We start from the raw sequence: 25237 nt of genomic DNA, 5'->3' as shown, positions 1-25237 counted from the left end.
AGTCATTGGTCATTGGTCATTGGTCATTAGTCATTAGTCATTGGGAAGTTGATTCTCCCCTGCACCCTGCCCCCTGCCCCCGTTCCTCTTCTCCTTGGTCATTGGGTCGAAAAATTTTCTCAGTCTTTTTTGTGATGTATCTAATTCTTATTCATCCAAATTCCTTTCTTCTCCATACTTCCGCAGCTGTTTTAGTAACTTGTCTTGGGATGAGTCGGGAATTGCTGGATTAATAATTGGTTGGGGGTTGAGTTCCAAAATATCTACAACAGCCGATGTCGGTTTGATATTCAGCGCTTGTTGCGTTGGTTTGAGGGCTGGAAGCTCAATTTTAGGTGTACTCAGAGGAGGCTGTTTAACAACTGGTTTATTTACAGGTAGTTGCTGAACAGGAGGTTGGCTAACGGCTGTTTTGAGGGAGTCTAAAGTAGCAGCTACCTTTACGTCTTGCTGCATCTGTTCTGTGGAAGACACCAAGCCACTTAAACCATTGACCAATTGCAGCAGATTTTTTCGGAAAGCTGGATCACCTGTCAATTCATCTAAATCAGAGGTGATTTTTTGGGTATTTTCAAAAGTTACCCTAGCTGAATCCAAGGTTTGCTGCATTAACACTAAATTTTGAGGGTTGTTTAAAGCTTGAGAAGCATCACGTAAATTGGCTGATGCTTGGGCTGCATTTGCTGAGAGGCTTTCTAAATTGTTGATTAATTCGCCTTGGGTTAGTCGATCAAAAGCAGGTGATAGGCTGCTGACTGTCACCCGGAGTTGGTTGCTAATTTCGGTAATATTGTTCAAAGTACCAACCAAAGAACTCCGGTTACTGGTGACGAGTTCATCTAGATTACTCAATAACCGACTAGCTTGATTGGCTGTGGAACTAAATTCACTTGCCGTCGCACCTAATTGATCTACTGTTTTAGTAGCGGATGTAGTGAGTTGATTTGTGGATTGTTGGACTGAATTAGCAGTAGCGGAAAATGTACCTATTTGTTGTTGAAAGCTTTTGCTTAAATTTTGAAAATCTTGAGTGAGAGAAGCAACACCAGTGGCTGCTGCTGTAGAGCTTTCTAGAAGTCGATTTAGTCTTTGGTAAAATTCCGGGTTACTATATGTAGTGGTTAAATCTGTTGATTTGCGAATCAGTTCATCAATGCTGATGCCAATTTGACCTGATAACCGAGAACCATGACAAATAATCAAGCTATCATCACAATTATTATCTAAGGGTTTAGCGATCGCTTCCCCAGTCGGTATAGATTTCTTGGGTGTAATGTCGATAATACTTTCACTAATTAATCCACTCTGATTAGCTTCAATTACTACATCACTAGAAATCATCAAATCAGCTGGAAAAATTTCGATTTCCACTTCTATGGCGTTTGACCCTGCTTTCACTCTGGAAATATTGCCTACTTTCACACCCCGATAACGAACTGGTGCGCCTCGTTGCATACCACCAGCATTAGCAAATTCCACCATAAATTTGTACGAATTGCTCCCTGATGTAAATCTATTTAACCAGAGGACAATCATTATAAATGCACCCAAACCCAGGAGGATGAGTAACCCCACTGAGCCTTCTCTTAATGTGCGCTTAGACGCAAAGCTGTTTGTTATGATATCTCGCATATTATTTCTCCATCCACTTAACCAGCTACCTGAATTGGACCATCCACACTGCCACTAATAAATTGTCTAATCAAGGGATGTTCTGTGCTATCTATGTCACTAACTGTACCTTGCCATTGCACTTTACCTTGATAAAGAAACACTAGTCTATCAGCAGTACGGCGAATGGTACTATCTTGATGCGTCACAATGGCATAAGTACTACAGACTCCTTGAGTCGATTGCAATTGACGAATTAAATCTTCTATGACTGTTGAGGCAATCGGGTCTAGTCCGGCTGTGGGTTCATCGTATAGTAAAACTTCTGGCCCCTCTGTGAGATTATCAGGATTAGAGATAATCGCTCTGGCAAAACTTACCCGTTTTCGCATTCCCCCGGATAGTTCAGATGGATAGAGATGGCTAATTCCAGATAAACCGACCATTTCTAATTTTTCTTTAACTATTTGTTGAATACGCGATGGCGGTATCTTGGAATGTTGATATAGTAAAAAACCCACATTTTCATCCACTGTCAACGAATCAAATAACGCCGCCTGTTGAAACACCATCCCAATCCCAATCGGATCAGTACTGTCCTCAATTAACCCATTTCGCCGTACCCCTTGGATATAAATTTCTCCGCTATCAGGAGCCATTAATCCGGCAATAATTCGTAAAACCGTTGATTTACCAGTTCCTGAAGGCCCAATAATTCCTACTGCTTCCCCCCGGTAAATCGTCAAATCCACATTATCTAAAACTTTATTACTACCAAAGGACTTAGAAATTCCTTTTAGTTCAATTAATGGTTCATTCATTGGTAATTGGTCATTGCTTATTGGTCATTAGTCATTAGTCATTAGTCATTAGTTATTAGTCATTAAAATATGAACTCAGCACTCAATACTCAGCAGTATCAAAGTAAAATCATCGTGATTGGTAGCGGTATTGGCGGGTTATGCGCTGCGGGTTTACTTGCTCGTTATGGTAAGCAAGTGATTGTGTGTGAAAGCCACGCAATTCCCGGTGGTGCAGCCCATAGTTTTAGACGACGGGGATTTGAATTTGATTCTGGCCCCTCTTTTTACTGTGGTTTGACAGATAAACAAAGCTTGAATCCTATCAAACAAGTTCTCGATGTTCTAGGCGAATCTCTCCAAGTTATACCCTATGAGCCATTAGGACACTACCATTTTCCTGAAGCCATTTTTGCAGTTTATAGCCATGCTGAAAAGTACCTTAATGAACTACATAAAATAACGCCCCAAGGCGCTAAGGAATTCCAACAGTTTGCCGAACGCTTATTAGGGTTATACGAAGGGATGAAAGGTATTCCCACTCTAGCTTTAAGAGCAGATTGGCAGGTGATTTTAATCTTGATGACACGTTACTGGCCTTCTTTGGCGAAAATGTTACCTAATTTGCCCCTGGTTCAGTCTTCTGTAGGCAATGTCATGGATGCTACAGTCAAAGACCCTTGGGTACGTCGCCTCATTGACCTGGAGTGCTTTTTATTATCTGGTTTAAAGGCACACAGCACAATTGCGCCAGAGGTAGCTTTTATGTTAGGTGAGCGCTCCCGTGCCGGGGTTGAATATCCTGTAGGCGGAAGTGGTGCAATCGTTAATGCTTTGGTGCGGGGTTTAGAACGCTGGGGTGGTAAGTTACGTTTGGGGTGTCATGTCGAGCAAAAGAACCTTATGCTGGATGGGAACGAAATGATGGATATGAAGCCAGGAAACAAGAAAAAGCCCAATCTTTATATCGGGCTTTAGAGCGAATTATCCCCGATATTCGCCAGCGTGTAGTGTTGGAACTGATTGGGACACCGTTAACTCATGCTCATTATTTACGACGATATCAGGGAACTTATGGCCCGGCTATAGTTGCGGGTAAGGGGATGTTTCCTGGTACGCAAACACCGATAAAAGGATTGTATCGTGTGGGTGATAGTACTATGCCCGGAATTGGTGTCCCTGCGGTAGCTGCTTCAGGTATTTTGTGTGCTAACAGTTTGGTGAATGTGCAGGAAATGGGGAAGTTATTGGATGGTTTGAAGTTTTAGGGTTGCGGAGGGGAAAGGGATTTTATGGCACGCAGAGGCGCACCAGAGGAGGAGGTGAGAATTAGCGATTTGGAAATTTTATTAGGACTTATGCAAAAACTCTCTTAAACCCTCTTGTCTCAGTGTACTCTGTGTCTCTGTGGTTCGTTTTTCTATAAGTAACTTATTTAGGATTGCTATATCTGACAAATTGCTTTTAAAACTTGTAATAATTCAACTGCACGGGGAGGCTCCATAAAATTTAATAATGGCAAAAGATGATAAATGGGAGGATTAACTTGTTCAATATAAACGAACTGATAAGCTCTGCCATTAGTTGTTAAACCCCAAACAGATGTTTGATTATTTAAATTTTTATAAGCGTAGGTGAGCAGTTGAGGTAAGCCTGTTGATATATCAATTTGACTATTGTTTGATTCAATTAAAAGTATCCAGAAATATACTTGAGATTTGGTAGGTTTAGCTTTACTAATAGCTAAAATATCCATCCTGCCTTTAATGGTGGTATCTTCATCCTCAATCTCAATATCAGCAATATCTTCTTCTAGGCGAATCTCGATAGGATAGCGATAAAAGCCAGCTAATCTCAGCAACGGTGCAAGTACAAGAAATTTGACCTGTCCTTCCGAAACTTTGCCAGACTTCAGGTAACGTTGAAAGTCATCTCTAATTTGTAGAAGTTCTTGGTGTTCTGCTTCTAGGAGAGGTTCTAGGGATAAAAAGTGAGAAAATGATTCACTGTACTGTTCTTGAAAGCCAAACAGACGCTGAACATTCTCTAGAGATAAATTACTAGCATTGAGAATTGTCATTGATTTTTGCTCACATCCAGCAAAAAATATTGCATTACATTAATATTACTTGCTACACCCTCTTTAATGCTGATGCACTTTTTCTAGTAACCACATGGAAGCAACAGTACCGATAAAATGAGCCGCAATACCATTAATATTAGCTACTACTATAAATACATCCAGCGCTCGAATAATCTTGTTGGGGTCAGTAATTGCGACTCCTGGGGGTTGAGATACAGCTTTTGCTACTAACACACTGACGCTGATTCCTGCGCCTAAAATGGTGATGAGTATTCCTATTAAACTCAGCAGAATACCCATGCGGATAGCTCTAGTTGTATCCGCTTTACTAGGATGCAGAGTTGGGTTAATATTGCCTAAGCGTCTACCTATGCGGGTGTAACGAAAATCCCAAAATACGCTAAATAGTAATAATAAAATCCCAATTATAGCCCAAATTACACCAATTCCTAAGCCTGGATTCGGTTGATTAGCAAAATTACGACCAGTCGAAGCAAATAATAACAATAAGCCAGAAACCAGCGCTAATGACAATTGCACCCACAACATAACCCACCCTGTGAGACGAATTTGATGGGCAATTTTAGGTATTCTATTTCTATTATGATGTGATGTTGCTAGAGATGATCGCGTTTCTGTTTCTGGTTCCATATTAATTTTAGTTGTCCCCATAACAAATAATATTTGCACTGCCCTAACTCATGCACCCACCCACAGACCGAATTACGGCAAAATCTTGAGGAATAGATGCAAGAAATAAATAGTTATCAAACTCCAGGATGATGATAAATCAGTCAAAAATTGACATAATATTCCGATAAAGCATGATATTTAAGAATATGCAGCTAATGGTAAAGAATAAACAGCATGATTAAATCGTGGATGGTAATTGGGGGTGTGGCTTTTGTTATTGCTTTGGCGGCTAATTTGATTACGCCAAGTGGTATCCAGTGGTTTAAACGCTTACAAAGACCGAGATGGTTAACTTTTGAGGGTGCGATTCCGATTATTTGGACTGTAATCTTTATTTGCGGTGCTTGGTCAGCTTATATTGTTTGGGAAAGTAACCCAGGAACTACAAAAACTTGGTTATTCATGGGTTTATATTTGTTATTAGAAATAGCGACTATCGCCTATACACCTGTAATGTTTCGCTTGCGTAGTCTGCGGGTAGGGACAATTTTGGGCGGTACAGGTTTGGTGATTTGTCTAATATTAACACTTGCCATTTTACCTATTTCTATTTCCGCAGTAGCTTTGTTAGTTCCCTATTTGTTATGGAGTCCTATAGGTACTTATACGACTTGGAAAATGATTAGCCTTAATCCTCAAGATGGGTAAAATTTTCAGATAAATTATCAGCTTTACTCAAAATGAATAAACTACCATCTCCGCCGCGTCCAATTCGGAAATTTTCATCTAAATAAGTAATATCAAGAGTAGGGACTCTACCTTGGGGACCATTAGCAGGAACTACTTTAAATGGGTTAAGTTGGGGAGTGTCAAAGCCAAATATTTTTTGAATGGATAGATAGCGTTTATTAAAATTTACATTAATGCGTTGATTCGGTAAAGGTGATAAATTATCTGTGGCTGGTGCAAAACTAGCTGTTACTTTCACATATCCTGAAACTATTCCCAGAGGATGTTTCACAAAAGCCAAGTTAAAAAATAGTGTATTGGTAACATCAATTACTTGATAAACTTCACCCAATTGTAATCCTAATGGTAGGGAATCTAAAGAGCGGATTTCTCTAGCTGTGGAGTATAACAATTTCCAAGCACCATTGAGTAGAGAAATAGCATTTAAGAGTGGTTGGGGGTGAGGATTACAACTTTCTAGTTCCGTCGTTAATTGGGCGATTTCTGCGGCTGAGGTTTTATCTAGCTTCAAATCGGTGAGAGGAGAAATGAGATTGCTTTTGGTTTGCATCTCCTCTAGGGAAGCTTGTAATTTTTGCTTTAATGAAAGTGGATTATTCAAGGGTTCGCTATTTTCCGGCCATAACGTGCAGTTAAAGGATCAGCCGGATTATTTTGATTATACAACCAAGCCCACATCTGATCACCAAAGGAAAAATGCCACCATTCTCTAGGGTTGCGTTGGAACCCAGCTTTTAACATCACATCATGTAATAATTGCCGATGAGCGTGGTATTGTGGTGCATCTGGGTGGTCACTATTGGCATAATAATTGGGATGCGATCGCTCTGACAATTCATCAATGGGCGAACCCATATCAACTATTTCCCCAGCATCATTTACCAGCGTCACATCTACAGCCGCACCCGTACTGTGGGGAGGGGGAGTTTTTTCATCAAAACTGGGTACAGCCCAAATTTCATAAACCGACTCCCAAATCTCTTGGCGTTGGTTGGGTGATAACTCCGCCTCAGTCAAACCTTTCTGTTCTAACGCTTGGGCAAAACTGTAATCTACCATAAACTGTTGTACAGCCACAGGGCGATAAGCATCAAAGATTTGGATATACCAATGAGGATGCAGTTCTTGTAGATAATTTTGGGCTTGAATTAAATTATCAATCACACTTTGGCGGAGATAATAAGGTGAATGTTCCCCATAGTTTGCACCAAGTTTTTCATAAGGATGGGGAGATTCCACTGCAAATAATTCCAAAGGAATCTGTATTAACAATTCACCACATTCAAGAATAGGTATTTGGTGATACGGTCTCATAAGTTTTGAGGCTGATAAACCCGAAAGTAGATGCAAGATTTTTGAAGATTTTACCATCAAAAGTCTGAATTTTGGGGCTGACAGATACCTATTCCTTATTCCCTACCTCTTCAGCAAACCCTAATTATGAATTACCATTTTTCAGTCCAATAAACAATTTCAGAGGCTGAACTATCAATAGCTACGCCGTAACTATGCCCGTGATTCCATTTAAAACCAGGTGTACCTGTGTCTTTGGCATCTAATACTAATATTTCGTAAGTGGCTGGAAATGATTCTTTAGAAGCATCACTAGTGTAAAAAAATGTTGTTGGCACACCATTGTGTAAGTTAACATGATCGTTGGTGTTACCACCTGTATACTGATACTTAGCGATTTTCTTATATTGTGCAAGTAATTTTTGGATTTTTTCTGGTGAATGCTTAAGCCTGATTTGAAAAAATTTTTCTTCTGTTGGAAGTCCAGAATAATAGGCGATACGAACATTTTTAGCCCCATATAGGGCGTGAGGAAAGTGTGTAATATATTCGTGATTAGACCCGAAGTGTTGGAGTATTTCTTGATAGCGTGACGTATCAGTTATTATTTTAACTTTGCTGCTATTGTTAACAGAATTTTGTAAAAAAACACTTCCCCCAACAATGCCAAGACTACTTAAGGAAAGTAGAGCTATTATGGCTATGTCAATAATATGCGATCGCTTCATTGAGTTGAGTATATCTAAATTTAATATTCATATACCCAACTACTAAAAGCTGCTAACCGAGATATTGAGCAAAACTTTGCTTAATTCACGCAAATTACGAGGCGATTGTAAAATTATTATAAAGTAGAAACCAACTAGTAAAGCAGGGCGTAAATGGGACAACTATTTAAAATCAATCAAAAGCCTATTTTAACTTTTGACTTCACGGCGGTACTAGGGGCGGGTTTATTAAAATTATTATTGGTAATTGGGGTTTGCTGAAGAGGTAGGGAATAGGTATCTGTCAGCCCCAAATTTTCTGATTTATCTGGGTTTTATACAGCATATTTAATTTTTTAGAGGTACACTAAGGCGGGCAGGATGCCCACCCCACAAGAGTTTTAGTATTAAATCTGTACCTTATCTACCTGCAAACTGCTGTATTTATTCAGGCAGCCCTAATTGAACATACTTTTCTTAGTTTCTGGTTTCGTGGTGAAAATATCGAAACAATTGATAATAATTGCGTAATAAATGTCAAGCCATTTTAGGAATTTTTCCGGTATTATTGTGAGTAGATTAACGACTTTTAAATCGACATGACGATCTGGCTAAATGGGCTAGGTCGCTTTTTGTTTTCACTACCCGACAAAAGATCCGGCAATCATTCCCGCAAGTAAAATAAAACCAACCCAGACATTTTGGCGGAACATTTGCCCATACTCATCGTTAGGTAAATCTTGGCTGATTAAACGTAAACACTGCCAAATCCAGCCAATAGTAGCAATTGCTAGTCCAACCCAAAAGGCTAAATTAAGATGAATCAATATACCTAACCAAGCCAGTAAAATTACTGTACTAAGAAAGAAAATACCAATAGCTAGAGGGGCGTAATTACCAAAAAATAAAGCGCTGGAATTAATACCAATGCGACGATCATCGTCGCGATCGCTCATAGCATAAACCGTATCAAATCCCAATGTCCACAATATAGTCGCGCCCCACAATAGCCAAGTGGGTTGAGACAGAGTTTGTGTTACCGCACTCCAGCTAATCAACACCGCAAAACCCCAAGCAATGGAAAGTACCAGCTGCGGGACTGGAAATACTCGCTTTGCACCTGGATAAAGCACAATTACTGGTACAGCCGCCACAGATAACCAGAAACTTAAGGGATTAAGATATAAAGCCAGTGCTGCTGCACAGAATAGGGAAACAATAGCGACTACAATTCCGACTTTGATAGATAGGGCGCGAGAAGCTAAGGGGCGATCGCGTGTTCTCTCTACTTCTGGATCAATATTCCGATCCCACAAATCGTTGACTACACAACCAACCGCACTCGTGGCTAGAGTACCTAAAACAATTACACATACTAAAGGTAAAGGTGGTTTTCCAGAGGCTGCTAAAAAAACAGACCAAAGGGCAGGAATCATTAAAATTAGCCGTCCTTCTGGTTTATGCCACCGCAAAAGCCGGATAATAGTCAGCCAGACTGGTTCCTGTTTGAGTTCTTGAGGATTCAGCATATAAATCAATTAATCACCTTAGAGGGCTGGTTTACACATCTTTACATTTATAGAATAACTTGATTTTATATTTGTCAAAGCACAACCGTTAACAGGCGATCGCAGTTACAAAACTTAAACTATTACTTGTTATGAAAAAAGTGTGAGAAACTAGTAATATTACTCAGGACATATCACTTTTTCCAGTTATCAGGCGCATCTGTCGATAGTAGGTAACTGTTCTGAGATGATATAGCCTTTGCACATAGTCAGACTAAGAATATATTTATTGAGTATCAACAAAGTGCTGAACACCCCGACACACCAACTTGCTAAAGTCCTTCCTTAAATGAGAGAAATCTAGATGCTGAATTTAGTTTCAGCTAACTGGGACAGTGTTAGCACCCCACCAGTTAAGCAAAACAGGATTATTGCTGCCATTGACATGGGAACTAATTCTCTGCACATGGTAGTAGTAAAAATTGACCCGACGTTACCATCGTTTCGGATTATTGCCAAAGAAAAAGAAACCGTCAGACTAGGTAATCGTGATATCACAACTGGAGAACTGAAAGCAGAGATTATTGACAAGGCGATTACTGCCCTGAGACGCTTTCAAGAAGTTGCCAAAACAGCCAACGCAGAAACAATCATCGCCGTAGCAACCAGCGCTGTGCGAGAAGCCCCTAATGGTCGAAATTTTCTGCACAGAGTAGAAGAAGAGTTAGGTTTAAGCGTTGACTTAATTTCTGGACAAGAAGAAGCCCGACGCATCTATCTAGGTGTACTGTCGGGGATGGAATTTCACAACCAACCCCATATTATTGTTGATATTGGCGGTGGTTCCACAGAATTAATTTTGGGGGACAGTCAAGAAGCCCGCAGTCTTACCAGTACAAAAGTTGGCGCAGTGAGACTCACTAGCGAGTTTATCAAGAATGATCCCATCAGCGATGCCGAGTTTCAGTATCTGCAAGCCTATACACGTGGGATGTTAGAACGTTCTGTAGAAGATGTCCTAGCAAATATCAAATTGGGGGAATCTCCCCGTTTGGTGGGAACCTCCGGGACGATTGAAACCCTAGCCATGATTCATGCACGGGAAAATTTAGATACTATTCCTTCCACCCTGAATGGCTACGAGTTCAGCCTGAAGGACTTGCAGAATTGGGTATATCGCTTGCGAAAAATGTCTAACTCGGAGATTTCTCATATACCCGGTATGCCAGATAAACGAGCGGAAGTGATTTTGGCTGGTGCTGTTGTTTTACAGGAGGCTATGAGTTTATTAGGGGTGGAATCAGTGACAGTATGCGGGCGCGCCCTCCGGGAAGGTGTGATTGTAGATTGGATGTTAGCCCACAGTTTGATTGAAGATCGACTGCGCTATCAAGGTTCAGTCCGTGAACGCAGTGTATTGAAACAGGCTGATAAGTATCAGATTAATTTAGAACATAGCGATCGCGTGGCCTTATTTGCTTTGAGTTTATTTGACCAAACCCAAGGAATATTACATAACTGGGGAGTCAATGAGCGACAAATGTTATGGGCTGCGGCTATCTTACATAATTGTGGGCATTACATCAGCCATTCGTCTCACCACAAGCATTCCTACTATTTAGTTCGCAATAGTGAATTACTCGGCTACACTGAAACCGAAATTGAAATTATTGCTAATTTAGCCCGTTATCACCGCAAATCACAGCCTAAGAAAAAACACGAAAATTACCGGAATTTACTGAATAAAGAGCATCGACAAATAGTCAGCCAATTGAGTGCGCTGTTGAGATTAGCAGTTGCATTAGATCGGCGACAAATTGGTGCGATCGCTCACGTACAATGTGACTACAATCCTGATAGCCAGGAATTTCAAATGTTGATTTTTCCCTCTAAATCTGATGATGATTGTGCTTTAGAACTTTGGAGCTTAGATTTTAAAAAACCAGTGTTTGAAGACGAATTTAAAGTAAAATTGTTGGCTAAATTGAAACAGTCTCCTTTTGCCAAAATATAGGTTATACAAGATTTTTTGGTGCGTTAACATTGTGTAACGCACCGACTAAGCCATTGTTAGGGGCGAAAGTTTTTTGGTGTGGTGATATTAACAGGAATAACTATGTTACTTTTAATAGTTCTTCCACTCATACCAGTCCTATTACGACCATTACCACTATTCCTAATTTCGTGACGAACTTCTTGATGCTGTCTCACTCGTCCATTATTACCAGTATTTACTTGTACTGCTGTAGAAGAACTGGTATTTCCTGTACAGGACTTTGGACTGATCATTTCCACATTAGAAGTTTGTTTGGCTGGTGTGTTAGATATATTCAGTTGCACACCAACATGGGACATTACACACTGTGCTACTGCGGGTTTAGTAGTAATAGCAGTCACAATTAAACACATCCCAAAAGATAAGAAACCAAGATATAAATCTTTATATTTCATCTAAATTGCCTCATTTTCTGACGTTAATAACAAGACACGTAAACTTGACTACTTTGAGTGCTGTGTCTACTATTTCTGCGAATTTGTGTGGTTTCTTGTTTAACAACACTACCTGATTCTTTACAGGTATTTCTCCAGAAAATGTTGAAATGACTAAGTGGACTATTTCTATTTATGTAGCTTCTTCTGGAAGGAACACTTAGCTCTGTATTTTCAGTTTCCACATGAATATTTCCGTGGGAATCTTGACGAATTCTCACAGATCCTGCTTGCATATCTATTTCACTTGCTTGGGTAACAACAGGTAGAAATAAACTGAAAAAAATTAGCAGTGAAAAAAATTTGTCCATAAGTATGGGAAACCCCAAATTAAAGAAAAAGTTTAGGGTAAAGTTATGTTTTACATATCAGCTTTACCCTAATAATTTAGCAGCAGTAACTCAATTTAACGCCTGGAAAAATGCCAATTATTAATGTCTATTAAATCTGCCTCGATGAAAATTACGTTGTTGGTGTCCTTGCTCAATTTGTTGGTTGCTTTGAGAAGCATTGTTTATACACCTATTGTAAAAACCAACAGTATCACAGCGCTGATTGGTGACTTGACCGCTAGATGAACTACCACCACGTCTGGAATTTGTGCGAACATTTTGATGAACTTGTGTTGCCCGATTCACACTTGTATTACCATCGCCAGTAATAATATTCTCCTGGTTGATAATTTGAGCATTATCAACATGATGAGGCCGAGCATGAGCAGGACTAGAAGCAAATGCGATCGCACTGACAGTGAATAGACCAATGATAAATTTATTCATGGAAAACTCCACAGCTTTGAATGGTTAATCTACCCACTAGCTCTGATTAGCTTTAAGCGATTGGGTGCGCTAGTTTCGTATCTCAGGTATCCATCATCATAGGAATATTTTGAGTAATTATCTGCTTAATAAGCACAAAGCTTACTCAGTTGTTTGTCAAACCATATACATTTTGCAAAAATCCCATCATCTTTCTGGAAATATCATCTATCTGAGGCAATAACTTTCATCCTAATTATTATTTCCCGTTCACCAATATTCTGAGCGAACACAAAAGTACATAATTCGGTAAAATTGGGTAAAGCAATTTTGGCATTTGTTAAACAAAGGCATCAGTAAACCCATGCAACTGAAACTCAGTGCATCTAAATTTCCCTGGACTTCCTTACTGTTAATCGCCCCGTTTTTTCTATGGGGAACGGCAATGGTGGCGATGAAAGGAGTCATACCCCACACGACACCCCTATTTATGGCAGGTATGCGATTGTTACCAGCTGGGGTGTTAATTTTGATTGCAGCCGTCTTGATGGATAAACCCCAACCCAAGGGTTGGTCAGCATGGCTGTGGATTATTTTATTTGCCTTGATAGATGGGGCTTTATTTCAAGGCTTTTTGGCAGAGGGATTAGTCAGAACTAGTGCTGGACTCGGATCTGTAATGATTGACTCTCAACCTTTGGCAGTGGCTTTGCTGTCGTTGTGGTTATTCCAGGAACATATTGGTTTGTGGGGATGGCTAGGATTAGGGCTGGGAGTGGTCGGTATTAGTTTAATTGGCTTGCCCGATGAGTGGATTTTGCAATTTTTTGATGCCAACGTCAATGTGACTATGGGCGAATGGCAAGATTTATTTGCTAGTGGTGAATGGTTAATGTTGTTAGCTGCCCTCTCAATGGCCGTGGGAACAGTCATGATTCGGTTTGTGTGTAGGTATGCTGACCCGGTAGCTGCTACGGGATGGCACATGATTTTGGGTGGATTGCCGTTGTGGGGAATTTCCTCTGTAGCAGAATCTCAACAGTGGCAAAATCTGATGACATCTGAATGGATTGCCTTGGGATATGCCACAGTATTTGGAAGTGCGATCGCCTATGGATTATTTTTCTATTTTGCTTCTAGCGGTAGTCTCACCAGTCTTAGTTCTTTAACCTTTCTCACGCCAATTTTTGCCCTATTATTTGGCAATCTCTTGCTCTCAGAAGTTCTCAGTCCCTTACAGTGGGTGGGAGTAGGAATGACTTTAATTAGCGTCTATCTCATTAACCAGCGTGATAACTGGGCGGGACAAAATCAAGAGAATGTTAAAAAAGAAACTACACCACCATCACCAGTTTTAGAAGCATCAGTTCATAAATAAATTAGTCAATTTCATGTTTTTTTTGTTACTTTATTACTTGAAAAGTTAACATTTAGGTATCTTGACGTTATTGTAAAATCGATAGCTCCAATAACACTCCAGGGTAAAACTGTCAATATGAGGCAATGTTATTCCTCAATTCTAATTTTGACCTGTCTTACTTGCTTGGGTATTTACCCGCATCGTGCAAGTACAGCAGCACCTGACCTCGCATCCCCAAAAATGGCACAAACAAGTTCGACAATACCTATCACCGAGGAGGTTGTCCAATTTGGTAGTCAAGGGTCATATATTCAGGTAATGCAAATTCAATTAAAGGATTTAGGATACTACGATGGGGCGATAGATGGAATATATGGACGAAATACGCAAAATTCTGTCATTGAGTTTCAGAAATCCCAAAATTTAGCAAAAACAGATGGTACTGTCGATGTAGCAACTAGGCGTAGTCTGCAAACAGCTTGGACACAAATAAATCAGTTTGCTGTCACCGCCCCTTGTATTCCTGTAACTGTCCCAGAAACTGAGCAACCGCAACCAAGCCAGCGAGGGCTAATGTGGTTGTCATTATTGGGTATGGGAATTATCGGCAGTATTGGCGCACTCCTGTTCCTACTCAGATGGTTGAGTCAGATGAAACATCAAGACCAACCAGAATCTACAAGTATGGAATTCAAAGCGTTGAGTCCTGGTAAAGAAGACCTAGTAAGCCAACCATTACCAGAGTTAGAAAAGGTATCAGAACAGTACCAAGATGATGTATCTATTCTCAGTCCGCAAACAGCAACAGCATCAATTACTACAACAGTAATATCACCTGAAACAACTTCACGTTTGAGCAAACTGAGTATTATTGATGAACTGATTCATGACTTACGTGATAGCGATCGCACAAAGCGGCGCAAGGCTATTTGGGATTTAGGTCAGCAAGGCGACTCAAGAGCAATTCAGCCATTGATAGACTTGATGATTCATGCCGATTCTCAACAACGGAGTTTAATTTTGGCTGCCTTGTCAGAAATTAGCGCTCGCGCACTCAAACCCATGAACCGGGCTTTGGCTATTTCATTGCAAGATGAAAGTCCACAGGTACGACAAAATGCGATTCGTGACCTAACTCGCGTTTATGACATGATGATTCAAATGAGCCAGATGTTAGCCCACGCACTGGAAGACCCAGATAACGATGTGCAGAAAACGGCCAAATATGCTCTGACTCAAATGAGTAAAATGCGGACTGTACCTAATCAACAGAGTTTATCCGAAGATCATCACCACGAGGCATAACAAAAAAAATTAAAGATATTTTAACCGAATTTTGATGACTGTATTCGGGCCTGCTAACAAAAAAGCGGCATCCCTGAATGGAGGAGGACTGGTGCGAACTTCTGGGTTTCGGGAAAATCCAAAGCCTTCAATGGGCATCCCCAGATTATTACGATTGAGGATTTGGTCTTGATTCTGGTCGTGGTTCACGGCTACGGCATAACTACCAGCTTGTAACTTCTCAAAAGTAACTGTTAAGGAGGTATCGGTAATTTTGGTACACTGCCTTTTTAATACGCGATCGCTCTTGTTGGGAAATCCTTGACTATTAGCGAATATGCTCACACAAACCTGTCCTTCTGTGTTTTTCAATCCATCAATTTCTACAGTGAGATTGCCCTGGAAACTCGCCCTAGCACTTGATGTCCCAGCCAAATTTCCCATAATTGCAAGTAGCAACACACTAAGTGCCAATCTTTTAACCATCATGTTTTTCCTAATTTTTAACTTTTAACTTCCGCGCAGCGTTGCTAGTTTTTGACAATTGGTATTTTAATAATAAAATCTGTTCCTTCTCCAACAGTAGATACACAGTTGATTTGCCCACCATGTTTTTCCACGATGATTTTATAACTGATAGATAGTCCTAAGCCAGTTCCTTGCCCGACGGGTTTAGTCGTAAAAAATGGGTCAAACAATCGATTTTTTATCTTTTCTGGGATACCAGATCCATTATCAGTGATGTGAATTTCTATCCAGTTACCGCCAATAACTTGAGTACAAATTTTAATGACTGGATTTTTAGTTTTTTTCCCATTGCCTCTCGACTCTTCTACAGCATCTATGGCATTATTCAATATATTCATAAATGCCTGATTGAGTAGCCCAGGGTAGCACTCTACTACAGGAAGTTTACCGTATTCTTTAACTAGAGTAATGTTTGCACCGCTTTTGTGGTTTTTGAAGCGACTTTGTAAAATTAGCAGTGTACTATCAATACCTTCATGAATATCAACTGTTTTTTTATCAGCTTCATCAAGGCGGGAAAAATTTTTTAACGAGCGCACGATCTCTGTGATGCGATCGCAACCAATTTCCATAGACTTAAGCAGTTTAGGCAGGTCTGCTATTAAAAAATCCAGATCCATTTGATTAATCTCACCTTGAATCTCTGCCATTGGATGAGGATAATACTGTCGGTACAGGCTGATGAGGTGAAATAGTTTGTGACTATAGTCGATAGCATGAACCAGATTACCACTGATAAAATTAACTGGGTTGTTGATTTCGTGGGCAACACCAGCTACTAATTGACCTAAAGCCGCCATTTTATCATTTTGTAATAATCGGGTATAGTTATGCTGAAGATCATGAAAACCTGCTTTGGCTATTCTTGATTGTTCTTCTACACGCTGTAACTGAGATAGTGTTAAAGCATGAATTCGTGAATTAGCTAATAGTAACTGATGAAAATCAAGTAGCCCATGACTTCCAGAGTCATCTGTGACTATAATTGGTTCATAAACCAGTCGGGGCGATCGCTCCAATGCTGTTTGAATAGCTTCTACAATGGGTATATTCCCCATCAGTACAAATAGCTCTGGATGCAGAAATTTATAAAGATGTTGGATAGGTCGCTTAGAAAAAAGCCCGAAACTAAAGGGGCGACTCATGTGTTCAAAAAATTTCGGTCGTGACATCATCCCCGCGTAGGAATTATTATTAGTCACAATAACCCCTGGAAGTAAAGGCTCTTGCTCAAAAATTTTAGTTAATTCATTTACTGGGCGTGTTAGCTCAATCTGAATTTTCCACAGGGGTAACTCTTGTAAAGTTGACTCTAATCGCAGATTTAGCTCGTTGGCATTTGTCATGCTATGCATAGCCAGCATAATCGAAATCCTTTGCCCTTTAGGTAATATGATTTGGCTTTTCTTCTGGAAGCACTATTTTGATAGTTATCCAGCAAATTACTACTTTTAGCAAAATTGCTATAATCAGTATTCCCAAAATGAGGTTACAAATTCATATATTGAGGAATTTTCTCATCTGATCGGACTGAAGCAAGGCAAGGGCTAGGAGAAAGAAGCCAGGAGGCAGAAATATATGCCCTCTGCTATCAGGTTAACAAGCCCATAACTTGATTGATGAAAACATCCAGAAATACTGCTTGCTGGTTAAATCCCCTAAATTTAGTTATGGGGATTCCCTTCTACCCTATGTCTTTTTAATAATTTTGTGTGATGTAAATCAACAAATTATTTCTATCTTTAAGTAATTTCACATTAATTCATTAAAAAGTCAAGCGTATATTATACTAACAGAAAATTTATATTAGTTATGAGTTATAGTTGTCATTCCTCACTCCTAACGATTTAATTTTTATCTGGATCTCATCTGTACTAGTAAATTATTTATTCATGCAATCTAAGGTATTACCCCCACCCCTACAACCTGGTGATTTATTAAGAGTGATTGCTCCTAGTGGAGCGTTGCGAGAATTTGAAGCCTTGGGACGAAGTGTGGAAATTTGGCGATCGCGTGGTTATCAAGTGGAAATAATGCCAACATTAACTGATAAATGGGGATATTTAGCTGAGAAAGACGAAATTCGCCGCCAACAGCTAACTATAGCCTGGTCAGATCCAGATTGTCGGGGTATTCTCTGCACTAGGGGCGGATTTGGTAGCACCCGCATTTTGGAAAATTGGCATTGGGAGATAAATTCAGCACCACCAAAATGGTTGATTGGTTTTTCTGACATTACAGCTTTGTTATGGAGTCTTTACACAGCAGATATTACCAGCCTTCATGCTCCCGTACTGACGACTTTAGCAGATGAAACAGATTGGTCGATTCAGCGATTATTCGATTTTGTAGAAGGTCGTCCGATTGCTCCTCTGAAGGGTTGTGCTTGGGGTGGTGGAACTGCTACGGGTCTTTTACTTCCCGGTAATCTGACGGTGGCAACTCATCTTTTAGCTACATCGATAATACCAGATTTTCATGATGTAATTTTGGCATGGGAAGATGTTGCAGAAGCACCCTATCGCATTGATCGAATGTTGACGCAGTGGCGTTTAAGTGGTGTTTTATCAAAAGTCCGGGGAATTGCATTAGGAAGCTTTACTCAATGCGAATCACCGCCAAATCTGCCTAGCTTCAGTGTTGAAGAAGTTCTACGCGATCGCCTGGGGGATTTAGGCATTCCCATTGTATCCAATTTACCCTTTGGTCACGGCAATCCTAATGCAGTTTTACCCGTTGGTGTCTTAGCAACATTAGATGCAGACCGGGGAGTGCTGAGTGTTGATTGCTGAGTAGCTTCTTTAACACTCTCTCATCCGTTCTATCGCTAACTCAACTGGGCGACGAGTTGATTTTCTAAAAGCGTGTCATTGGTTAACAGATCCTCAACGGTGATGCGTAAAAAACGCTGTTCGTCCACTTGAAACAAAATTTTAATGCGATCGCTTCCCGGAAATCCCGGTGGTGTGAGTTGGGCGATGGTTCTCGCACCAGCTTGATCATTCAGGGGTTTAACAGTGGTTACGCCTTCTTCTCGGCGACGAGTAATCAAGCGATCGCCATCAAAATAAACTTCAGTACTCGCGGTTTCATCTCCCAATTCCCCGATAATTAATTCAATGCTGGGTTGATTTTCTAAAGATGCGCCTAAAACCAATTCCACTGGCTGACTCATGGGGTAAGCCTGACCAGTTTTAATAATAGAATGCCAATTGTGACGCTGGTTGCGGCGATCCCAATAGCGGACACCGTAGCTATGATAGAGAAAATCTTTGATTTCCACACCTTGGGTTAACTGTAACGCACCTTGAGCGATCGCTTCAAAAGGTCGCTCACAGCGAATTTTTTCCGGCTGAAAATACTGTTTTATCCATGTCTGCACTGCGGGTAATTGTACAGTTCCACCCACTAATAACACAGCGTTAATATCTGCAACTTCTATCCCCTGTCGTCGGGCTTGCTGTAATAAACTCGTCATCGACTCATCTAATTGGGTAAAAAATCCCTGTTCTTTGAGGATATTCTCGAAAACTTCGCGGTTGAGTGACAATTCATAGCTTTCAAAATTCTCGTCATCAAAATAAACTTCACTAGCTTGGGTTTGGGTTGATAGTTGAATTTTTACCCGTTCGGCCAATCTTGTTGTCAAGGGTGTCACCCCTAGTCCTTGAGTTTTGGCAAAGTAATTTACTAACCAATCATCAATATCAGTTCCCCCCAGATTTTGCCCTGCTTTGGCTAATACACGGGCTATTTTGGGTTTTTGGCGGGAATTTTCACCGAGGGATTTATTACCCCATTTGAGGAGAAATCCCACAGGCTTTTTGTCCTGCACACTTTGATCCAAGCGTACTAGAGATAAATCTAATGTACCACCCCCAAAGTCAATCACTAAGAGAATTTCTTGGTCTGCTAAACCGTAACCCAAAGCTGCTGCGGTAGGTTCGTCTACCATTTGCACCCTTTCCACCGGGAGGGCTTGGCAAACTTTGCTTAACCAGTGACGATATGCCTCAAAGCTGTCTACGGGTACTGTTAAAATGAGAGAATCTAAACCTCCTTGCATGGGTGCTAGTTTTGCAATTACTGCCGTCAGGAATAATTCCCCTACTTGCTCAAAGGTAATATTTTCTCCATCTAGTTCTGGTAAAAAACCTTGAATATCTGCACCAATTCCCCGTTTGAAGCTGCGGAAAAATCGCGTGTCGTTTTTGAGGTCAAAACCGCGATCGCGTACTTCTTGACCTACTAAAACTTTACCTTGTGTTGCTTCTTCTATATACACTAGGCTGGGAATTAGTGGCGGGTTGAGGTTTTGCTGAATTGATAAACCCGATATAGTCAGGGTTTCGGGCTGTTGGGTGACTGGGTTCCAACGAGTAATTACGGTGTTACTTGTACCAAAATCTATAGCTATACCCATATCTTTTTATTTATTTCGCGCCAAGGTGCAAAGTGTTTTTTAAGATTATTGTCCCATAAGCCACCAAGAGCGCAAATGTGCGATCGCTTCTTCTTTGTGTCGGAAATAAAGCCGAAGTCATGCGATACAGCCGAATATTATTTTGTTGACAAAAAGACAAGGCTGCATCTAATCGCTGCAAGTTACAGCACTTCCCGATGTTATGAGGTACACAAGCGGTCAAGATGACTACACCATAAGAGTTTCATTATTCAAGCTTGTAACTCCTAACGGCGAAATACGCTGTATCTTGATAGAGTGCTTTTAAAACCGTTTGGCGTTCTTTGAGAGAGAGTTTTAAGTAACGCGTGCGTGTCATAGCCCGAAAGCGTACTTGCTTAGAGATAGTAATACAAACCAGCCGATTCAAAAAAGCTAACAAATGCTAACAAATGCCAGCTTTTTTTTCCTGCTTCATTATAGAAGTGTCGGCACTATCTACTCCACAGGCTAACACGGTCAATCTGACCGCTTCTTGTTTGAGGTTGATGGCAGCATTTACGTCTCTGTCACACTCAAAGCCGCAGTGATCACATTTAAACAATCTTTGAGATAATGACAGAGATGTTTTCTTCTCTCCACAATGGGAGCAAGTCTTACTACTGGGATAAAATCTATCTACAATCACTAACTTACTTCCATAGAGTTGGGTTTTATATTCTAACTGCCTCCTCAATTCATAAAAACCCATATCAGCTATAGCTTTTGATAACTTGCCATTGGCTAACATCCCGGATACATTTAAATCTTCTATTCCTATAACCGCGTGGTTTTTGCTGATATAGGTCGTTATTTTATGTAATGTATCTTTTCTGATGTTGGCTATCTTCTGGTGTAATCTCGCTATTTTTACACAGGCTTTTCTATAGTTATGGGAACCTTTTTGTTTATGTCGGTGCAAATATTGGATTCTGGCTAATTTAGACTCATACTTTTTATAGCTTCTGACTCCATCAAATATTTCTCCTGTTGATAATGTGGCTAGATGATTTATTCCTAAGTCTACGCCTACAAACTCTTGCTGTTTGGGTGTTTCATGGTTAGTGAGCGAAGTCGAACTACTGGTTTCTACTGCTATTTTCCATGAAATAAACCATTTATCAGCTTGTTTACTTATGGTGACTGATTTCGGTTTATATCCTGTGGGGAGCGTCTCATAGGTTTTTATCCAACCGATTACGGGAACTTTTACTTTTCTGTTGTGAATGTGAATGGCACCATCTAAGGTAAATGAGTCTTGTTTACCTTTTTTCTGAAATTTAGGGAATCCTTTGTTTTTTTTAAAGAAGCCTTTAAAGGCATCTGAGAGATATCTTAATGCGTATTGAGGAGCGCATTTCGATACTTGATAATACCAAGGATGGCTGGATTTAATGGATGCTACTAACCATTTATGTAAATCTATGGCTGTGGGAAATTTAATTTTTTGAGAGAGTGCTACAGGTGGGTTTCTCTCTGTAGGCGACTGCGTTAGCGCAGCTTTAGTGACGTTAGGAGCGTCACCCGAAGGGTGTTATGAGTGATGTTTATTGTGTAGTAATACTTGCTGACAAAGTGCTAAACCACTATTCCAAGCGTGTCTGGCTACTCCTGCGTGTTGCGCCAGTAGTATTCGTTGTTGCTTGTTTACTTTGAGTTGGGTCTTAAATCCTAATAGCATGAAGTTATTTTACTGCTAATTCTGTCACGTAGTTGTTAGATGACAGGAATTTTGGCTCAAATACGAGTATTTGTTAGCGTTTGTCAGCTTTAGACAGCAAAACTGTAACTAGCTACTAACCCTTGAGAAGAAGTAATTCACCACAAAAGAACACAGATAAGTTCCTTTGAGGTCAAGTTTATGGAAAATTGGGATAAGTTATTAGTCATAACTTGGCTGTTATAACTTAAACAATTGCATCTCAATAATCAATGGTAAACTCAACCCTCGTTGCCACACTTTATGTCAATCCTATCCAGGGGAATGATTCCAATGTTGGTTCTCGGTCGAGTCCGTTTAAAAGTCTCACCCGTGCCTTAAAAACCAACCAAAAACCCGTGATTATTCAGTTAATATCTGGGACTTATCGCGCAGCTAATGGTGAGGTGTTTCCCATAATTATTCCTGCGGGCGTAACAGTAGTAGGTAACGAAGCTAATAAAGGCGCTGGGATTGTGATTTCTGGGAGTGGTGAGTATCAAACTCTGAGCTTTGGTATGCAAAGTATTACCTTACTGTTGCAGGGAAACGCCAGTCTTTTAGGTGTGACTGTCACCAATCCGATGTCTAAAGGGACTGGAATCTGGATTGAATCGGCAGCAACAAATGTAGCTAATAATACTTTAATTAACTGTGGTCGAGAAGGGATATTTGTTACTGGTAATGCTAAACCCGCCATTCAGGATAATGTGTTTAGGCAAAATGCCGCCAGTGGTTTGATGATGGCGCGTCATAGTAAGGGAGAAGTGTTGCGGAATGCCTTTCATCAAAATTCTTTGGGCATAGCCATTAGTGACTTTGCTGCACCCTTGATCGCAGATAACACAATATCAGATAACCGTTCGGCGATCGCTCTTTCTCGCAACGCTAGACCCGTACTGCGTCATAATCTAATTACCAAAAATACCCAAAGTGGGATGTTAGTCAACGGTAATGCTATCCCCGATTTAGGTAACAACCAAGATGCGGCGGGTAATATTTTTAATAATAATAACCAATTTGATGTAGAGAACTCCACATCACAGCCGCTAGTGTCAGCAGGTAATCAGTTAAATCCTACCCATGTTAAAGGTAGGGTAGATTTTATGGCTGTCTTAGAAGATAATTCGCGCCGTGTCTCAGGTAGCAGCCGTATTTTTTCTGACCTAGCTGGACATTGGGCGGCAAATTTTGTGGAAGCATTAGTCAAGAAGGGTGCAATTAGCGGCTTTCCCGATGGCACTTTTGCCCCAGATGCCCCCATTAATCGCGCTCAGTATGCGGCGATCATTGCTAAAACTTTTCAGTTACCACCAAGAAACCAAGGTAATAAATTTAAAGATGTAAACCCTAGTTTTTGGGCAGCTTCAGCCATTTTCAAAACTGCGGAAATGGGATTTATTAGCGGTTTTCCTGATGGGACATTTCGAGCCGGACAAAATTTAACCAAAGTACAGGCCATAGTGTCTATAGTTAGTGGGTTAAAACTAACTGGTGGCAATCCCCAGGTGTTAAATGTGTACCGCGATCGCGCTCAAATTCCGACTTATGCCACTAATGCTGTAGCAGTGGCCACCCAAAGATTACTAGTGGTTAACTATCCCCAAACCGAACAACTAGAACCTCTACGGGATATCACTCGTGCTGAAGTGGCAGCCTTAATTTATCAAGCATTAATAGCCAGCACTCAAGAGAAAGCCATAGGTGCAACTGCGCCGAAGGCGATCGCATCACCCTATATAGTCATCCCCGATGTTGATCTTCCCGGATTTACCGACATTACCGGACATTGGGCAGAACCCTTTATTCGGGGGTTAGCTAGTATGAATTTAACTCATGGTTTTGCTGATGGTAGTTACCAGCCAGATCAACCCATGACCCGCGCCCAATATGCAGCTTTAGTAGCGGCGGCCTTTAATCCTGCACCCAAACGCCCCGCACCTGATTTTATCGATGTATCCCCAAATTTTTGGGCTTATCAAGCCTTACAAATTGCCGCTAGCAGTGGTTTTGTGAGTGGATTTGGCGATCGCACTTTCCGCCCAGATCAAAATGTGCAAAAGTTACAGGTAATTGTCTCCCTAGTGAATGGACTTAACCTACCAACAGCTGATAACAATGCTTTACTCACTTATACTGATAGTCAGACCATTCCCGATTATGCTCGTCCAGCAGTCGTAACTGCTACACAGCAAAAAATTGTGGTCAATTACCCCAACCCTAAACAACTTGTACCGACGCGAGAAGCAACAAGAGCCGAAGTAGCCGCAATGGTTTATCAGGCATTAGTCGCTATTGGGCGAAGGTCAAGAATTAATTCAACCTATATTGTTTAGACAGTCAGCAATTGACCAAGTAAAATGAAAGACACTATTTATCAGCCTGGAAATTCTTGGTAATAAATCCTGTAACTAAAAACACGATAGGCTATAAGCGATGGGAAGACAATTTATACCCCTCGTCTGAAGCCAATAGTCTCATGATGACAACAGCCTCACCAACCTCTGCTGAATTAGCGATCGCTCTATTAACTCACTATAGTTTTGACCTCAGTGGCCATACTGCCAGTGAGCTAATTCGCTATTGGCAAACTCAATACCCAGTACACTGGCTGCACTTGGCAGTAGTTGAAGCCTTATATCAAGGACGCTATAAAGGAATTTCAGTGCAGCAAATCTTAGCATTTTGGCAGCGACGAGGCCAGGTTATCTATCATTTCAATATGGAATTTGAACGCCTGATTTGTAGCAAGTTTCCCGAGAGCTTAACTGAACTTGCTGCACCAGTTCTACCCACTATCAAGCCACAAATCCCATCTGAACCAGCATCGATGCCTCAATCAGTTGCCACCAGTGCCTTACCAGCTATGCGGGGAAAACAGTATAAGCAAACTCAAACTGCAACCCTAAAACCAATGAATGTCCAAGAGGAGGAGAAACCAGTAGAAAACATATTAGTATCTTCCACTCTCACTACTGCTACTTCTGTTACTCAGTCCAAGCTGAACTCACAACATAATTCTCAGAGAAAATTTCCCTCCCCAAAACCTCACCAAACCACAAAACTCCTACCACCATCTGCCAATCATCCACCCATTGGACAATTTAATCCAGCAACCAGCGATCGCTCTGATTCATTCACATCAAAACTAAAAGCGATGTCGGATGATCCGCAATAACGCCTCTCTGCCCAGGAAGAACTCAATACTCATATTCATCAATTCTAGTTTGGGTAATCCTAACTAGAGATTTTAAGCATTATTCTATTTTTAGTTAGCCATATTTAAAGCTAA

At 40.6% G+C, this 25237-nt stretch carries 23 protein-coding genes and 3 pseudogenes; 8 read left to right on the top strand and 18 right to left on the bottom strand.

The genetic code is table 11. The annotated features are described in order from the left end of the window. Positions 1 to 147 precede the first annotated feature (147 nt). Both VB654_RS13730 and VB654_RS13725 read right to left on the bottom strand, forming a co-directional pair. The gene (locus VB654_RS13730; RefSeq protein ID WP_323214327.1) at positions 148 to 1632 is read right to left on the bottom strand and encodes an MlaD family protein; all 1485 of its coding nucleotides are present in this window, start codon (positions 1630 to 1632) and stop codon (positions 148 to 150) included. A 17-nt stretch (positions 1633 to 1649) separates the two neighbouring features. Then, on the bottom strand, positions 1650 to 2432 hold the full coding sequence (locus VB654_RS13725) for an ABC transporter ATP-binding protein (protein WP_323214326.1): 783 nt from the start codon (positions 2430 to 2432) through the stop codon (positions 1650 to 1652). A 69-nt stretch (positions 2433 to 2501) separates the two neighbouring features. Here VB654_RS13725 and VB654_RS13720 point away from each other — a divergent pair. Continuing rightward, positions 2502 to 3679 (top strand): annotated as a pseudogene (locus VB654_RS13720) (phytoene desaturase family protein). A 176-nt stretch (positions 3680 to 3855) separates the two neighbouring features. Here the strand turns inward: VB654_RS13720 and VB654_RS13715 are convergent. Continuing rightward, positions 3856 to 4491: a restriction endonuclease subunit R gene (locus VB654_RS13715; RefSeq protein ID WP_323214325.1), complete on the bottom strand. Its 636-nt coding sequence runs from the start codon at positions 4489 to 4491 to the stop codon at positions 3856 to 3858. Positions 4492 to 4554: 63 nt separating this feature from the next. After that, positions 4555 to 5166, bottom strand: coding sequence for a DUF3611 family protein (locus tag VB654_RS13710; protein WP_323214324.1), 612 nt, complete (start codon positions 5164 to 5166; stop codon positions 4555 to 4557). A gap of 195 nt (positions 5167 to 5361) precedes the next feature. Between VB654_RS13710 and VB654_RS13705 the strand changes: the two genes are divergently transcribed. Further along, a complete protein-coding gene (locus VB654_RS13705; protein WP_323214323.1) occupies positions 5362 to 5835 on the top strand; it encodes a TspO/MBR family protein in 474 nt (157 codons plus the stop codon). On the opposite strand, the gene VB654_RS13700 is transcribed toward VB654_RS13705, so the two are convergent. The 4 genes from VB654_RS13700 to VB654_RS13685 all read right to left on the bottom strand — a co-directional run bounded on the left by VB654_RS13700 (position 5816) and on the right by VB654_RS13685 (position 9406). After that, entirely contained in the window at positions 5816 to 6478 is a 663-nt protein-coding gene (locus tag VB654_RS13700; protein ID WP_323214322.1) for a PAP/fibrillin family protein, read from the bottom strand. The two genes, VB654_RS13705 and VB654_RS13700, sit on opposite strands and share 20 nt — an antisense overlap. Further along, the gene (locus tag VB654_RS13695; protein WP_323214321.1) at positions 6475 to 7191 is read right to left on the bottom strand and encodes a M15 family metallopeptidase; all 717 of its coding nucleotides are present in this window, start codon (positions 7189 to 7191) and stop codon (positions 6475 to 6477) included. The genes VB654_RS13700 and VB654_RS13695 overlap by 4 nt, the downstream gene beginning before the upstream one ends. Before the next feature lie 131 nt (positions 7192 to 7322). Next, positions 7323 to 7898, bottom strand: a complete 576-nt coding sequence (locus VB654_RS13690; RefSeq protein ID WP_323214320.1) for a hypothetical protein — start codon at positions 7896 to 7898, stop codon at positions 7323 to 7325. Positions 7899 to 8518: 620 nt separating this feature from the next. Beyond that, the gene (locus VB654_RS13685; protein WP_323214319.1) at positions 8519 to 9406 is read right to left on the bottom strand and encodes a 4-hydroxybenzoate solanesyltransferase; all 888 of its coding nucleotides are present in this window, start codon (positions 9404 to 9406) and stop codon (positions 8519 to 8521) included. 343 nt (positions 9407 to 9749) lie between these two features. Here VB654_RS13685 and VB654_RS13680 point away from each other — a divergent pair, with 343 nt between their 5' ends. Further along, positions 9750 to 11399, top strand: coding sequence for a Ppx/GppA phosphatase family protein (locus VB654_RS13680; protein WP_323214318.1), 1650 nt, complete (start codon positions 9750 to 9752; stop codon positions 11397 to 11399). Positions 11400 to 11455: 56 nt separating this feature from the next. Here the strand turns inward: VB654_RS13680 and VB654_RS13675 are convergent, their stop codons facing one another. From VB654_RS13675 to VB654_RS13665, 3 genes are all read right to left on the bottom strand, one after another. Then, entirely contained in the window at positions 11456 to 11836 is a 381-nt protein-coding gene (locus tag VB654_RS13675) for a hypothetical protein (protein WP_323214317.1), read from the bottom strand. Positions 11837 to 11859: 23 nt separating this feature from the next. Then, positions 11860 to 12111 carry a hypothetical protein gene (locus tag VB654_RS13670; protein WP_323214316.1) on the bottom strand — a complete coding sequence of 84 codons (252 nt, stop codon included), beginning with the start codon at positions 12109 to 12111 and terminating at the stop codon, positions 11860 to 11862. 195 nt (positions 12112 to 12306) lie between these two features. Further along, entirely contained in the window at positions 12307 to 12654 is a 348-nt protein-coding gene (locus tag VB654_RS13665) for a hypothetical protein (RefSeq protein WP_323214315.1), read from the bottom strand. A 343-nt stretch (positions 12655 to 12997) separates the two neighbouring features. On the opposite strand from VB654_RS13665, the gene VB654_RS13660 reads away from it, so the two are divergent. Next, the gene (locus tag VB654_RS13660) at positions 12998 to 14011 is read left to right on the top strand and encodes a DMT family transporter (RefSeq protein WP_323214314.1); all 1014 of its coding nucleotides are present in this window, start codon (positions 12998 to 13000) and stop codon (positions 14009 to 14011) included. Between the two features lie 147 nt (positions 14012 to 14158). Then, positions 14159 to 15298: a peptidoglycan-binding protein gene (locus VB654_RS13655; protein ID WP_323214313.1), complete on the top strand. Its 1140-nt coding sequence runs from the start codon at positions 14159 to 14161 to the stop codon at positions 15296 to 15298. 9 nt (positions 15299 to 15307) lie between these two features. On the opposite strand, the gene VB654_RS13650 is transcribed toward VB654_RS13655, so the two are convergent. Both VB654_RS13650 and VB654_RS13645 read right to left on the bottom strand, forming a co-directional pair. Further along, positions 15308 to 15763 carry a DUF2141 domain-containing protein gene (locus tag VB654_RS13650; protein ID WP_323214331.1) on the bottom strand — a complete coding sequence of 152 codons (456 nt, stop codon included), beginning with the start codon at positions 15761 to 15763 and terminating at the stop codon, positions 15308 to 15310. A 44-nt stretch (positions 15764 to 15807) separates the two neighbouring features. After that, positions 15808 to 17169: an ATP-binding protein gene (locus VB654_RS13645; protein ID WP_323214312.1), complete on the bottom strand. Its 1362-nt coding sequence runs from the start codon at positions 17167 to 17169 to the stop codon at positions 15808 to 15810. A gap of 528 nt (positions 17170 to 17697) precedes the next feature. Between VB654_RS13645 and VB654_RS13640 the strand changes: the two genes are divergently transcribed. Continuing rightward, positions 17698 to 18597, top strand: a complete 900-nt coding sequence (locus tag VB654_RS13640) for an LD-carboxypeptidase (RefSeq protein ID WP_323214311.1) — start codon at positions 17698 to 17700, stop codon at positions 18595 to 18597. A 35-nt stretch (positions 18598 to 18632) separates the two neighbouring features. On the opposite strand, the gene VB654_RS13635 is transcribed toward VB654_RS13640, so the two are convergent. The 5 genes and pseudogenes from VB654_RS13635 to VB654_RS13620 form a co-directional block, all read right to left on the bottom strand. Beyond that, positions 18633 to 20228, bottom strand: a complete 1596-nt coding sequence (locus VB654_RS13635) for an Hsp70 family protein (RefSeq protein WP_323214310.1) — start codon at positions 20226 to 20228, stop codon at positions 18633 to 18635. Positions 20229 to 20310: 82 nt separating this feature from the next. Further along, a pseudogene (locus VB654_RS25255) lies at positions 20311 to 20412 on the bottom strand (UV damage endonuclease UvsE); the annotation flags it as partial. Positions 20413 to 20514: 102 nt separating this feature from the next. Next, positions 20515 to 20628 (bottom strand): annotated as a pseudogene (locus VB654_RS25250) (UV damage endonuclease UvsE); the annotation flags it as partial. Positions 20629 to 20652: 24 nt separating this feature from the next. Then, positions 20653 to 21672, bottom strand: coding sequence for a transposase (locus tag VB654_RS13625; RefSeq protein WP_323214330.1), 1020 nt, complete (start codon positions 21670 to 21672; stop codon positions 20653 to 20655). A gap of 108 nt (positions 21673 to 21780) precedes the next feature. Then, positions 21781 to 21927 carry a helix-turn-helix domain-containing protein gene (locus VB654_RS13620; protein ID WP_323214309.1) on the bottom strand — a complete coding sequence of 49 codons (147 nt, stop codon included), beginning with the start codon at positions 21925 to 21927 and terminating at the stop codon, positions 21781 to 21783. Positions 21928 to 22178: 251 nt separating this feature from the next. On the opposite strand from VB654_RS13620, the gene VB654_RS13615 reads away from it, so the two are divergent. Further along, complete coding sequence (locus tag VB654_RS13615; RefSeq protein ID WP_323214308.1) at positions 22179 to 24281, top strand: S-layer homology domain-containing protein; 2103 nt, start codon at positions 22179 to 22181, stop codon at positions 24279 to 24281. 143 nt (positions 24282 to 24424) lie between these two features. Next, on the top strand, positions 24425 to 25123 hold the full coding sequence (locus tag VB654_RS13610) for a hypothetical protein (RefSeq protein WP_323214307.1): 699 nt from the start codon (positions 24425 to 24427) through the stop codon (positions 25121 to 25123). Positions 25124 to 25237 lie beyond the last annotated feature (114 nt).

It is taken from the genome of Nodularia sp. UHCC 0506, assembly GCF_034931045.1.
Classification (GTDB): domain Bacteria; phylum Cyanobacteriota; class Cyanobacteriia; order Cyanobacteriales; family Nostocaceae; genus Nodularia.
Note: the sequence above shows the minus strand (reverse complement) of the source record. Positions and strands in the feature narration are given on the sequence as shown.